At 28.4% G+C, this 12,403-nt stretch carries 13 protein-coding genes; 9 read left to right on the plus strand and 4 right to left on the minus strand.

Features of this window, described 5'->3' with window-relative positions:
* The 3 genes from ACO6OL_RS01145 (at position 1) to ACO6OL_RS01155 (ending at position 2,057) form a co-directional block, all read left to right on the plus strand.
* A complete protein-coding gene (locus tag ACO6OL_RS01145; RefSeq protein ID WP_485501834.1) occupies positions 1 to 147 on the plus strand; it encodes a hypothetical protein in 147 nt (48 codons plus the stop codon).
* A gap of 101 nt (positions 148 to 248) precedes the next feature.
* Positions 249 to 947, plus strand: coding sequence for an HAD family hydrolase (locus tag ACO6OL_RS01150; protein WP_485501835.1), 699 nt, complete (start codon positions 249 to 251; stop codon positions 945 to 947).
* A 111-nt stretch (positions 948 to 1,058) separates the two neighbouring features.
* Entirely contained in the window at positions 1,059 to 2,057 is a 999-nt protein-coding gene (locus ACO6OL_RS01155) for a D-2-hydroxyacid dehydrogenase (RefSeq protein WP_485501836.1), read from the plus strand.
* A 272-nt stretch (positions 2,058 to 2,329) separates the two neighbouring features.
* Here the strand turns inward: ACO6OL_RS01155 and mscL are convergent, their stop codons facing one another.
* On the minus strand, positions 2,330 to 2,701 hold the full coding sequence (gene mscL, locus ACO6OL_RS01160; protein WP_485501837.1) for a large conductance mechanosensitive channel protein MscL: 372 nt from the start codon (positions 2,699 to 2,701) through the stop codon (positions 2,330 to 2,332).
* A gap of 461 nt (positions 2,702 to 3,162) precedes the next feature.
* On the opposite strand from mscL, the gene ACO6OL_RS01165 reads away from it, so the two are divergent.
* Both ACO6OL_RS01165 and ACO6OL_RS01170 read left to right on the plus strand, forming a co-directional pair.
* Entirely contained in the window at positions 3,163 to 3,597 is a 435-nt protein-coding gene (locus tag ACO6OL_RS01165; protein ID WP_314092492.1) for a LytTR family DNA-binding domain-containing protein, read from the plus strand.
* An 11-nt stretch (positions 3,598 to 3,608) separates the two neighbouring features.
* Positions 3,609 to 4,052 carry a DUF3021 family protein gene (locus ACO6OL_RS01170; protein ID WP_485501838.1) on the plus strand — a complete coding sequence of 148 codons (444 nt, stop codon included), beginning with the start codon at positions 3,609 to 3,611 and terminating at the stop codon, positions 4,050 to 4,052.
* Positions 4,053 to 4,211: 159 nt separating this feature from the next.
* Here the strand turns inward: ACO6OL_RS01170 and ACO6OL_RS01175 are convergent, their stop codons facing one another.
* Together ACO6OL_RS01175 and murC are read right to left on the minus strand one after the other, a co-directional pair.
* Positions 4,212 to 4,730 carry a DUF948 domain-containing protein gene (locus tag ACO6OL_RS01175; RefSeq protein ID WP_485501839.1) on the minus strand — a complete coding sequence of 173 codons (519 nt, stop codon included), beginning with the start codon at positions 4,728 to 4,730 and terminating at the stop codon, positions 4,212 to 4,214.
* A 66-nt stretch (positions 4,731 to 4,796) separates the two neighbouring features.
* Positions 4,797 to 6,101, minus strand: a complete 1,305-nt coding sequence (murC, locus tag ACO6OL_RS01180) for a UDP-N-acetylmuramate--L-alanine ligase (RefSeq protein ID WP_485501840.1) — start codon at positions 6,099 to 6,101, stop codon at positions 4,797 to 4,799.
* A 346-nt stretch (positions 6,102 to 6,447) separates the two neighbouring features.
* Between murC and ACO6OL_RS01185 the strand changes: the two genes are divergently transcribed.
* The 3 genes from ACO6OL_RS01185 (at position 6,448) to ACO6OL_RS01195 (ending at position 10,930) form a co-directional block, all read left to right on the plus strand.
* Positions 6,448 to 7,056, plus strand: a complete 609-nt coding sequence (locus ACO6OL_RS01185; protein WP_485501841.1) for a ribonuclease H1 domain-containing protein — start codon at positions 6,448 to 6,450, stop codon at positions 7,054 to 7,056.
* Between the two features lie 390 nt (positions 7,057 to 7,446).
* Positions 7,447 to 9,210 (plus strand): ABC transporter ATP-binding protein, encoded by a 1,764-nt coding sequence (locus ACO6OL_RS01190; RefSeq protein ID WP_314160023.1) that lies wholly within the window; start codon positions 7,447 to 7,449, stop codon positions 9,208 to 9,210.
* A complete protein-coding gene (locus ACO6OL_RS01195) occupies positions 9,197 to 10,930 on the plus strand; it encodes an ABC transporter ATP-binding protein (protein WP_485501842.1) in 1,734 nt (577 codons plus the stop codon). Before ACO6OL_RS01190 ends, ACO6OL_RS01195 begins: the two co-directional genes overlap by 14 nt.
* A 300-nt stretch (positions 10,931 to 11,230) precedes the next feature.
* On the opposite strand, the gene ACO6OL_RS01200 is transcribed toward ACO6OL_RS01195, so the two are convergent.
* Positions 11,231 to 11,548, minus strand: a complete 318-nt coding sequence (locus ACO6OL_RS01200) for a DUF1904 family protein (RefSeq protein WP_048803358.1) — start codon at positions 11,546 to 11,548, stop codon at positions 11,231 to 11,233.
* Positions 11,549 to 12,275: 727 nt separating this feature from the next.
* Here ACO6OL_RS01200 and ACO6OL_RS01205 point away from each other — a divergent pair.
* The gene (locus ACO6OL_RS01205; RefSeq protein WP_485501843.1) at positions 12,276 to 12,389 is read left to right on the plus strand and encodes a YSIRK-type signal peptide-containing protein; all 114 of its coding nucleotides are present in this window, start codon (positions 12,276 to 12,278) and stop codon (positions 12,387 to 12,389) included.
* Positions 12,390 to 12,403 lie beyond the last annotated feature (14 nt).

Raw genomic sequence — 12,403 nt, forward strand, 5'->3', positions numbered from 1 at the left:
ATGGATAACATGAAGAATGTAGAAGGCATGACAGATGAACAGTTTATGGATTATAAAGAAATACTTCTAAAGTTAGTTTTAGAGAAGTTAGAAAATAGTGAAACGCTAGAAGAAGCAAAAAATAAAATAGAAAAACTAATGAAATAATTTTTGTAATCAACTCAATTAATAATTAAAGCGCCTGACTCATTGGATTTAGCGGAATAATTATAGTGATATTGAGTTGATTTTAATATAAGGAGAATAAAATGATTGGTCTGGTTTTTGATGTGGATGATACGTTATATGAACAGATAGCTCCATTTGAAAATGCATATAAGAGTCTATTCGATATGGATATTGATATGGAACAATTTTATCTTTTGAGTCGACATTATAGTGATGTGAAATTTGAAGCTTCTCGAAATGGTGAGATGACTATGGATGAATATCATATTTATAGAATTCAAGAAGCGGCGAAAGACTTAGGTGTTATTCTAACTGATGAACAAGCTCTTGATATGCAGAAAGAATATAAAAAGAATCAACAAAAATTACAAATGTCTAATATAACTATAAGTATTTTAGAACTAGTGAAAGAAAATAATGTAAAGTTAGGAATTATTACTAATGGACCAAGTGAACATCAATGGTCTAAGATAAAAGCATTAGGTGTTGAAAGATGGATTGATAAAGAGAATATCATTGTCTCAGGTGATTATAGTATAAATAAACCAGATGTTAGGATATTTGAAATCATGCAAGAAAAACTACAGCTTCCTAATGATTCTCTATATTATATAGGAGATTCGTTGGAAAATGATATAGTTGGAGCGGATAATGCAGGCTGGAAAGCAATTTGGATAAATCGTTATAAGCGAAAATCACCAGAGAATGTTAACGTTTATAAAATAGCGGAAAATAATATCAAATTGTTTGAAATTATCAAGAAAATTTTTGAAAAATGAAATAAAATAGTTTTAGTAAATTAATTTTTATGGTAAAATTAGTTATATTGATTTTATTAGAAGTTTACTAGAATACAGTTGAACTAGTACTTTGTATAAGGAGGAAAAGAGATGAAATTAGTATTTTTTAATTTAAGAGAAGATGAAAAAAGTGCATTAGAAAATTGGAGAAATGCTCATTCTGAAGTTGAGATTGATGTTTATGCAGAGGAACTTACATCAGCTAACAAACATTTACTAGAAGGTAAAGAAGGTGTAGTTCTAGCTCAAAACAAACCTTTTGAACGTGATGTATATGAATATGCTAAAGAACAAGGAGTCAAAGTTTTTGCGACTCGTTCAGCTGGTTTTGATATTTATGATTTAGAGTTAATGTCTGAGTTTGGAATTAAAATGACGAATGTACCATCATACTCACCAAATGCTATTGCTGAGCATGTACTAACTTCTGCATTACGTATTAGTAGAAATACAAACAAAATTCAACGCAATTTAGAAAAACATAATTTTTCTTGGAATCCAGGGATATTATCACGTGAACTTAGAACTTTAACAGTAGGTGTTATAGGTACTGGAAGAATCGGTACTCAAGCTGCTCGATTATTCAGTGCTTTAGGATCTAAAGTTTTAGGTTATGATGTTTATCAAAATGAAGCGGCAAAAGAAGTTCTAGACTATGTTGAGAATTTAGATGAACTAATTATGAATTCAGATATTATTACTATTCATATGCCAGCTATTAAAGAATATAATCATATGGTAAATGATGAATTTCTTGCTAAGATGAAAGATAATTCAATTTTATTAAATGCTGCTCGTGGTATGCTAGTAGATACTAAGGCTGTTTTACGAGCTCTAGATAGCGGGAAACTTCTTGGAGCAGGGTTAGATGTTTATGAAAATGAAGGTAAATATGTTCCTAAAAACTTTGAAGGAAAAGAGTTTGATGATGAATTATTACAAACTCTAATAGATCGCGATGATGTAATCTACACACCTCATACAGCGTTTTATACAGAAACTGCAATCCAAAACCTTGTAGAAGGTGGATTAGAAGCGGCTGTAGAGGTTATTACAACTGGAACATCTGCAAATGTTGTAAATAAATAAAAGGGTTTGATCCAAAATTTCTAAATTTAAAAAAAGTGTATATGATAACTCATAGACGCAGTGGTTTATTGATATCTAAATTTTCTTTATAAAAGCTTTTTAGACATCTAATAAACTGTGCGGGGGTGACTCGACAAAATCTTGTTTCTTCGAAATCAAGATTTTGTTGAGTCACTCCCGTTTTTAAATTGTATAATTAGAAATCTACCATTGAGTTTTAATTTTATATAGGAAAAAGATCCGACATTGTCAGACCTTGAAATTTTAATTTATTATTTTTTTAGTAAATCACGGATTTCTTTAAGAAGTTCTTCTTTAGCATCAACTTCTGGTGCTTTTTCTTCAGCTTCTTCTTCTTTAGACATTTTGTCTTTAGCTGTGTTGATAGCTTTAACAAAAATGAAGATTGCGATTGCTGTAATTAAGAAGTCGATTGTAATTTGAATGAAGTTCCCGTATTTAATATTATTCCAAGCTAAGTTAGTGAAGTCTGGTTTAGCAGGGAAAAGTAATCCAATTAATGGCATCATAATATCAGTTACTAATGAACTAACGATTTTACCAAAAGCTGCCCCCATGATAACCCCGATAGCTAAGTCTAATACATTTCCTTTAAATGCAAATTTTTTAAATTCATTTAACATAAAAAATATCTCCTTTTAAAATTTAATACTAAAGTATAATATATTAAAATATAAATAAAATCAAGTATAAGAACTTATTTTTATGAGAAAAACAAAAGAAAACGTATTCTAATATTAATTATCCTATTATTTAAATATATTTTTTATAAATTATTTGGGATAATCCAAAAGTCCTAAATTTTAAAAAAGTGTATATTATAACGTATAGACGTAGAGATTTATTGATATCTAAATGCGCCTTTATAAAAGCTTTTTAGATATCTAATAAACTACTGCGTAAAGAGACTTGACAAAATCTTGTTTCTTAAGAAATCGCGATTTTTGAGTCACTCCTAGAATATACTGTATTTGTAATTAGAATATAAATTACCGAATAAACAAGAAAACTAACCGAATATGCATTATCTATAGATTTTTAAATATTTATTATATAAAATATAATTATGAAAGGAGCTAAAGATATGAAAGTTGAATTAAATATAGATAAGAAATTTGGAGAAACAATAGTTACTATATCAACAAATAAAGTGAATGATGAGATTCAAAATTTAGTGAATTATATAGAAAATAAGGAAGATTACTTTATAGGAGTTTTAGATGGGAAAGTACGTTTATTAAATACGGAGGATATTATAAGGGTATATGTTGAAGATAGAAAAGTATATGTAGTTACAGTTGAAGGTAGATTTATTGTTAGAAAAAAATTATATGAAGTGCAGAGTACATTAACTAAGGATTTTATAAAAATATCTCAAAGTGAAATAGCTAATGTTAAATATATTCATAGTTTAGATTTAGGATTGAGAGGAACAATAGTTATAAATTATAAAAATTCGGATATAAGTTATGTATCACGTAGGATGTTAAAAGAATTTAAGATGAAATTAGGATTATAGGAGGTATTAAAATGAAATTATTTCAAAAAATTGTAATATTTATGTTGTTAGGGATAGGAGTAGGAAATGTTATTAATCTAATATTTGGTATTTTGTATGGTCAGTTTTATCCTGGTATGCCATTGTATATTCAGAGTTTTGATAATCTAAATACGGCAGTATTAATTCAAACTTTAGTATATGCTATTTTAGGTTTATTACAAGGATTAGCTGGTAAAGTATTTCAAAGTAAGTTAAATGATAATATAGTAACAGTATTTGTATCACATTATTTTCTTATTATGTTACCACTTGTGTTAGCGGGCTACTATTTGAAATGGTTTAGTAGTCTTACTACTTTAATTTTAATGCTGATTACAGCTACTGTGGTTTATATTTTAATAGGAACAGTTCGATATTTTAGTATTAAAAATAGTATAAGTGAGATAAATATAAAATTAAGAGATAATAGATAAGATTTTGCTAGTACAAAGGAGGAGCAACACAAATTAATGATTTTGTGTTACTCCTCTAAATTTTATAACAGATTATAAAATACTTTTTAAAGAATACTTGATATAAAATATTTTTTAATTTTTGTTATTTTAAATTATTATTTTGTTTCAATTTAAATATTATTTTTCTTCTTCAACTTTATCTTTCTTTAAGAATTTGTTAAGTAAATTAGAAGCTTTAGCTTTATTTTCTTCTACTTTTTCAGAAAGATTTTCGATTTTTTCATCAGTATTTTTCTTAAATCCTGTAACATTAGATTTCATAGTATCTACTGAAGATTGTAATCCGTTAATAGATGTCGCTAATCCTTCTGCTGAATTGAACAGCGGATCTAGCTTTTCAGATTTAACTTGTAAGTCTTCTGCTAAGATGTTTGTGTTTTGCAATAAAATATTAGTTTCTGCCATGATTGGCTCTAGGTTACCTTCAACTTTTTTAACTGTTTGATTTAGGTCTTTAGCAAGATTAAGAGCATCTTCTGCAATATTTGTTACATCTTCTACACATTCAGTAGCAACAGTTAGTGATTTTCTAACAGTTCCAAGTGTAATTGCAGCGCTTATGCATAGGATTAATACTCCTACTCCTGCTAAAAAGATTCCAGCATAAGCTAAAATTAACCAGTTTATATCTAACATAATATTTCCTCCTTTATAAGTCCTTATAATCAATTATATTTTAATATTGATTATAATACAACTAAATTATTTTGATTTGTGTTCGATAAATTTATGACAAAGTTTATTAATGTTACCAGCTCCCATAAAAAGGAATACACTATTGTCAAAGTTAAGTTTATCAAAATCATTTTCACTATTTATTATTTGAGCACCTTTAGTTACTTTTTGTAAATCTTCAATTCCAACAATTTTTTCCTTCTCACGTACTGAAGCGAAGATTGGACAAAGGAATACTTTATCTGCTGTTTCTAAGCTTTCAGCAAATTCATTTAGGAATTTAGCTGTACGTGTATACGTATGAGGTTGGAAAATAGCGATAACTTCTTTGCCTGCGTATTTTCTACGTGCGCTGTCGATAGTTGCTTTAATCTCACTCGGATGGTGAGCATAGTCGTCAACAATAACATTGTTTCCAATTTTGTGTTCGCTAAATCTTCTTTCAGCAGGTTTATATAAATCAAGTGACTCTTGAATTTTTTCAATACTGATACCAACTAAATCAGCTAAAGCGATTGCTGAGGTAGCGTTAGAAATATCATGTAATCCAAAGACTGCCATTGTAAATGTTCCTAATAGCTCAGAATTTTTATAAATGTCGAATTTACTGTGTTCTGGTGTAGTTTGAACATTTTTGATTTGATAATCATTCCCATCATTAAATCCATACTTAATTGTTTTTGCAGTAGTTGGTTTAAGTTGTGAAGCTAAGCGATCATCACCGCAGATTACTACTGTATTTTTAACTTGATTCACAAAGCTTTGGAATGCATCAAACATGTCGTGTTCATCATTGAAATAATCAGGGTGATCGAAGTCAATATTTGTAACTATAGCATAATCTGGATGATATGCAAGGAAGTGTCTATAGTATTCGCAAGCTTCAGCTATCATAAATTTAGAATTTTTTTCTCCGTGACCAGTACCATCACCGATTAGGTAAGAGGTAACGTGACTGTGTTTAAAGATATTACTTGCCATTGTTGTTGTGGTTGTTTTCCCATGTGCTCCAGTAATTGCTATTGAAGGAATATCAGAAAGCAGTTTACCAAGAAATTGAGCGTATGTGTAAGTTTTTAAGCCTAGTTCTTTAGCACGTTTATATTCGATATGAGTCTCGTTAAAGGCGTTACCTAAAATTATTTCGTATCCTTCTTTTATATTCTCTACTCCATAGTTAAACATAGGAATGTTTCTTTGTTCTAATTTTTCTTGTGTAAAAAAGTATGTTTCCTCGTCTGAACCTTGTACTTGATGTCCCATATCGTAAACGATTTGAGCAAGTGAGCTCATACCGGATCCTTTAATACCTATAAAATGATATTTACTCATTATCATGTCTCCTAAATTGTCTTTATAAAATAAAAAAATTTCTTTAATATTTTTTCATAAGCAATTCAATTTTACAACAAAATACATAAAAATTCAATCAATAGGAGTTTTTTCTTCTATTGTATTTTCAAAAATTTTCTTTGTTTTTCATAAAAAAAGATTTAAATAATGTATAATTTTTTAGTAGTAGTGGCAGAATAAATGTTGCAGTTGAGTTTGATTTTGGAAACCTAAATTATAAACTATAATGTTTTGTGTTAGAGGACAGTTGATACAGTTTAAATTTTACTAAATATTTTCTATGTAGTATAATTTTAAAGTAAATGTTTTTTGTTAGGAGAATATGATGACTAAATTTTATGCGGTAAGAAAAGGTAAAAAAACTGGAATATTTTCAACATGGGATGAGTGTAAAGAGCAGGTTACAGGTTTTAAGGGTGCGATATACAAAAGTTTTAAAACTATAGAAGAAGCAGAAGAGTTTGTAAAAGGTAATGAAGAAAAGATAGAGAATGTGGAAGCAGTTGATGGAGTGTATGCATATATAGATGGAAGTTTTGATAGAGTACAAGGTATCTATGGTTCTGGTGTAGTTATAGTAGATGGTGATAAGAAATATGAGTTCAAACATGCTGGAAATAGAGAAGATTATGCTCAATTACACAATGTTGCTGGAGAATTAGAGGCAGCCAAATATGTTATGTGGTACGCAGTAGATAGAAAAATCAAAGAAATCACTTTATTTTATGACTATAAAGGAATAGAATCTTGGGCAACTGGAGATTGGCAAGCTAACTTACCTTATACACAGGATTATGTGAAATTTTATAATAAGGTAAAATCAGTAGTGAAGGTAAATTTTGTAAAAGTGAAGGCACATACAGGTGTTGAACTTAATGAGGTTGTTGATAAACTTGCTAAGGATGCAATAGCGGAGTTTAAAAAAGAAAAATAACTAAGAAGTTGCTATTTTGGATTTGGTGTTGCTCCAAAAGTCTTAAAATTTAACAAGGTTCATATGAAAACTCATAGATGCAGTGGTTTATTGATATCTAAATTCGCTTTATAAAAGTTTTTTAGATATCTAATAAACTGTGCGGAAGTGACTTAACAAAATCTTGTTTCTTCGAAATTGCGATTTTTGAGTCACTCCCTATAATGAGTAGCTTAAGTCGAAATTAATTATATGCTCTAATCATATATATTCAAAAAATGAATAGGAATAACTGGGAAATAAGAATTTTTTAGTTATTCCTGTTTTATTTACTTTTTAATAAAATTAAGTGTTTAAATATGTTATAATTATTAAAATATAGTTTAATAAATGAAAAAAGGAGGGTGAAAAATGGACAAAACGATAAATAATAAGCAAATATTTAATAAAATAGCAAGTCTTATTTATAGAGATAAAAAACGCATAATAATTGCACTAATAGTTTCTATTGCATCTTATTATTTTACGTTATACCCAACTGATAGGTTAAGTTATATAGTTGATGGTATAGCAGGAGGAAATATTGATTTTGATGGTGTAGTTAATGAAATTCTAAGAATTGTTTTAGCTGGAATAGCACTATATATTGTTTATTTCTTTAAAGAATACTATACATTTATAGGATATGATAAAGTTATTAAAGATATGACCTATGATATTCAATATGATATTTATAGACATACTCCGGTATTTTTTAATAAATTTAGTATTGGAGAAGTTATTAGTAGATCAACGAATGATATTACGAATTATATTGCACCACTTTTTGGTTATGGTATTTTATTAATTTTTGATGGGATAATTTACAATTTATTTATAAGTGTTCTTATATTTAACAAATCTAGCTTAATTTATTTATTACTGATTCATATACCTTTGATTCTTCAGACTATTTATTTAGTTAGAAGACGTAATGTGCAGGAAAAATACTATAATGAGATGGCGAAAACTATGGATGAAATTACAGAAGAGACTTTAGAAAATGTTAAAGGTATTCGTGTAATTAGAGCTTATAGCTTGCTAGATAGAGTGAGAAATAGTTTTGTAGGAAAACTTAGAAGCTATGCTAGAAGTAATGAAGAATACATGAAGAAAACTCTTGTCTATCAACCACTTAATACAGTATCGTTAGCGACAAGTTATATTATAGCTGTAGCTTTTGGATTTTACTTTATTAATTTAGGGATGATGACATTAGGAGAGTTAATCTCAGTCTGTGTAGTTATAGGTATGATTCAGTGGCCGTATATTGCTTTATCTGAGTTAGTTATTATGATTATAGAAGTGCGTCAAGCTACAAAAAGAGTCCTAGAAATCTCTGATAAAAAAGCAGATGTTAATAATGACTTAGCTGAAAGTAATTTTGAGTTTAATAATAGTATTGAATTTAAAGAATTTAATTTTAGTTATGAGGATAATAATCATATACTAGAAGATATTAATTTTACAATTAATAAAGGTGAAACTATAGGTGTAGTAGGAAAAACTGGTAGTGGGAAAACGACATTTATCAAGCAATTACTTCGATTATATCCGATAGAGAAAAATACGCTACTTCTTGACGGCAAGGGAATGGAGCGATATTATGATTATTCTGTTAGAGAAAAAATAGGGTACGCACCACAAGAATATCAGTTGTTCTCAAAATCTATAAAAGAAAATGTGTTGTTTTATAGATATGATTTAGAGGATAGGTTAGACGAAGTATTGGAACAAGCTGATATTAAAAAGGATATTAGTAGATTTAAAGATGGTATTGATACTCTTGTAGGAGAAAATGGTTTATCTCTATCGGGTGGTCAAAAACAACGTCTAGGTATAGCGAGAGCATTGTTATCTAATCCTGAAATATTAATACTTGATGACAGTTTGAGTGCTGTAGATTCTAATACTGAAAAAACTATTATTGAAAATATTAAGAAAACTCGAGAAGGTAAGACTAATATAATAGTAGCCCATAGAATTTCTGCAGTAAGGCATGCTGATAAAATAGTTGTATTAGATAATGGTAAAATATTAAATTTCGGAACGCATGATGAGCTTCTTGAAAAATGCCCTTGGTATAAACAACTAGATGAGTATCAAAATAAGGAGGTAGAAGATGATGAAGAATAAAAATCCGTTATTTCAATTTCTTCCTTATATGAAAGAAGCAAAGAAATCTTATATAATAGGTTTTGTCTTTTCGCTACTAAATGTGGGATTAGGTGTTGCTGGTGTATATGTGTTGTCGAAAGTTTTTGATGGTATAACTGGAAATTTGACACGTCAGATAATTCTAAAATCATTGGTAGTAATAGCTGGCTATGGACTTATACTATTATGTTCAGGGATTTCTAACTATATTAGAAATATTTACTTAGTAAAAGGTGCTAATGAGGTTTATGTTAGAATCCAGATGCAGGTATATGATCATATACAAAGCCTACCGATTAAGTATTTCGATAATATGCCAGCTGGTTCTGTAGTATCTAGGATAACGAGTGATGTTAACCAAATTAGAACATTTTTCGTTTCGACATTTGTGCAGATATTAATAATCGTGCTAAAGATTATTTTTTCTTATATTGTATTATTTTATGTAGATGTACGTTTTGGATTATTTATGCTAGTGTTATTCCCGGTAATGTTTATAGTATTAAAAATTTACAACAAGTTATCTATAGATAGTATTAAGGGATACAGACGCAAATTTTCTCAAAGTAATGGAATTATAAATGAAAATTATCAAAATTTAGAAATCATCAAAGCTTTCAATAAAGAGAAAGAAAGTATTGAAGACTGGAATAAGCATAATGAAGAACGCTATAAATATTGGAAAAAATTAAATCTAGTAGATAGTCTGTTACTTCATAATATAACTGGAGTATTTAGAATTGTGATTTTCATAGGTATTGTTTATTACTATTCGTATTCACATTTTAATAATGTTTATGGCATTACATTGGGAATGGTATATCTATTTATAAATTATACTACCGATATAATTTATAGAATCGCAGACTTTACGATGGGGATTTCTAATTATATCAGAGCGCAAGGTGCGGCTATAAATATTCAAGAGATACTTAAGCTAGAAATCGAGGAAGACAATCATAACGATATTACCGAGGATGATTTCCGAGGAAATATTAAATTTGAAGATGTGTATTTTTCTTATAAAGATGATTTTTATGTGCTTCGTGATTTGAATCTTGAAATTAAAGAAAATCAAACTGTAGCTTTTGTAGGACATACGGGAAGCGGTAAGAGTACTATTATGAACTTGATTGTTAAGTTCTACAGTGCGACTAAAGGTAATGTCCTAATTAATGGTAGAAATATAAATGATTATAGTAAGGAGTATCTAAGAGAAAAAACGGCGATAGTACTTCAGGATTCATTTTTATTTGAAGGTACCTTACTTGAAAATATTACTACTTCAAATGATGAGAAAATTGCCAGAGAGGCCTTATCTAGAGTTGGAGGAGATTTCATATTAGAAAATCGCTCGTTGGACTCAAAAGTAGAAGTAGGTGGAAATAACTTTTCAACAGGGGAGAAGCAACTTATTTGTCTAGCAAGAGCCTTAGCTAAAGATCCTAAGATTTTAATTCTTGATGAATCGACGGCGAATATTGATAGTGAAACAGAACAAAATGTCAGTCGTGCTATAGAAGAATTAAAACAAGGACGAACAACGCTTATAATAGCTCATAGGTTATCAACTATAAAAAATGCAGATATGATTTATGTCCTTAGAAAAGGGAAAGTCATAGAAAGTGGAACGCATGAAGAGTTGTTGCACCTAGATGGAAGTTATAAGAAAATGTATGAAACTCAAGTAAAAGGGTAATACAAAAAGAGTGATTTGAAAGGGAGTGACTCAAAAATCGTGGTTTCTTAAGAAACAAGATTTTGTCGAGTCACCACCGCACAGTTTATTAGATATCTAAAAAGCTTTTATAAAGCACATCTAGATACCAATAAACCACTACGTCTATGAGTTTTCATATGAACTTTAAAAATTTAGGGATTCAGGAGTAGTCTCTTCGTATTATATAGTCATCGTGGTTTATTGGTTTATTACAAGAGAAAAGGAACGGTTTAAAATTGATTAAGAAAATCAAAATTTTAGACGTTCCTTTTTTAATAATTATTTTTTGAATACAAATTCGTATGCTAAATCGATATCTTTAAATGAAATCATTACTGTTTCGTAACCAAGTGGTTTGAAAAGTTCATTAACAGCATTAGCAACTTTTTCGCAAACTTCTACAGGACGGTGAACCCATCCAATTTCTAAGTTTGCTCTGCTGATTTCTTCTCCATCAAGAATAGCAACACTTTCAATTAAATCTAATGTGAATGCTTCACGTGGTCTTTCGATTATTTCAGCAATAGTATCGAAAAGTTCAGCACTAACTTTTTTTAAATCTTCTTTTTTAAATCCTCTAGCAACTATACGTGGCATAACAGACCTCCATTATTTGAATTCGTTTTCTTATATTATATCATAATATAGTGTATTTTTGTTGGAAAATAGATTAAAAGAAATTTTAAAGCAATAGAAAAATAAGATTTAAAGAGAATTTCGATATTAAAATCATTTAATATATAAAATTAAAAATAGATATATTAGTATTAATAATAAATATATGAAATAAATTTATTAAAATAAAGTACAATTAAAAATTATTTTTATCATATTAACCTAAATTATTATACTTTTATTTTCTAAAGTTATTTAGTGGAAGATTTCAAATAAAAAGCAAAGAAAAAAACTCTCTAATTAGCACTTAGTAAGATTATAATAATTTAAAACCAAATATTAAATCATATTAAATTTGTATTAAAATTATATTAAAAATATTTACTTAGAATCATAATTCGTGGTATACTTTTGGAGTATTGTCTATGTATATTAGAGATAATGAATATCGAAAATTTAATCGCTTTTTATTGAGTTTATAGTAACAAGTTGAATAATAGGGTAAAATAATTTTATAAGTTTTCTAAAATTAAACTCAGTATGATTATTTTGTATTATTAATTGTTTGATGAGGAGTGAAGTAAAAAGACTAAAGAATTTATCTTTAAGGTCTAATAAATCTTCAGAGCTTTTTAAGTTTTTATTTGTTATTATCTATATGTAAGAAGAATTAAAGAAATATATTTATAGAAGGAGATTGTTTATTAATATGAAGTTAGAAAAAAGACAGAAATATGCAATTCGTAAACTTAGTGTCGGTGTGGCATCGGTTCTTGCTGCACAGTTTTATGTAGGTAGTGTATCTGATGTTCCTGAAGTGTAAGCTGGGGAAGTAAC

The sequence above is a fragment of the Gemella sp. genome, assembly GCF_057272915.1.

Coding starts and splice junctions, on each gene's coding strand:
- ACO6OL_RS01145 (WP_485501834.1), top strand. CDS start 1: ATGGATAACATGAAGAATGTAGAAGGCATGACAGATGAACAGTTTATG.
- ACO6OL_RS01150 (WP_485501835.1), top strand. CDS start 249: ATGATTGGTCTGGTTTTTGATGTGGATGATACGTTATATGAACAGATA.
- ACO6OL_RS01155 (WP_485501836.1), top strand. CDS start 1,059: ATGAAATTAGTATTTTTTAATTTAAGAGAAGATGAAAAAAGTGCATTA.
- mscL (WP_485501837.1), bottom strand. CDS start 2,701: ATGTTAAATGAATTTAAAAAATTTGCATTTAAAGGAAATGTATTAGAC.
- ACO6OL_RS01165 (WP_314092492.1), top strand. CDS start 3,163: ATGAAAGTTGAATTAAATATAGATAAGAAATTTGGAGAAACAATAGTT.
- ACO6OL_RS01170 (WP_485501838.1), top strand. CDS start 3,609: ATGAAATTATTTCAAAAAATTGTAATATTTATGTTGTTAGGGATAGGA.
- ACO6OL_RS01175 (WP_485501839.1), bottom strand. CDS start 4,730: ATGTTAGATATAAACTGGTTAATTTTAGCTTATGCTGGAATCTTTTTA.
- murC (WP_485501840.1), bottom strand. CDS start 6,101: ATGAGTAAATATCATTTTATAGGTATTAAAGGATCCGGTATGAGCTCA.
- ACO6OL_RS01185 (WP_485501841.1), top strand. CDS start 6,448: ATGACTAAATTTTATGCGGTAAGAAAAGGTAAAAAAACTGGAATATTT.
- ACO6OL_RS01190 (WP_314160023.1), top strand. CDS start 7,447: ATGGACAAAACGATAAATAATAAGCAAATATTTAATAAAATAGCAAGT.
- ACO6OL_RS01195 (WP_485501842.1), top strand. CDS start 9,197: ATGATGAAGAATAAAAATCCGTTATTTCAATTTCTTCCTTATATGAAA.
- ACO6OL_RS01200 (WP_048803358.1), bottom strand. CDS start 11,548: ATGCCACGTATAGTTGCTAGAGGATTTAAAAAAGAAGATTTAAAAAAA.
- ACO6OL_RS01205 (WP_485501843.1), top strand. CDS start 12,276: ATGAAGTTAGAAAAAAGACAGAAATATGCAATTCGTAAACTTAGTGTC.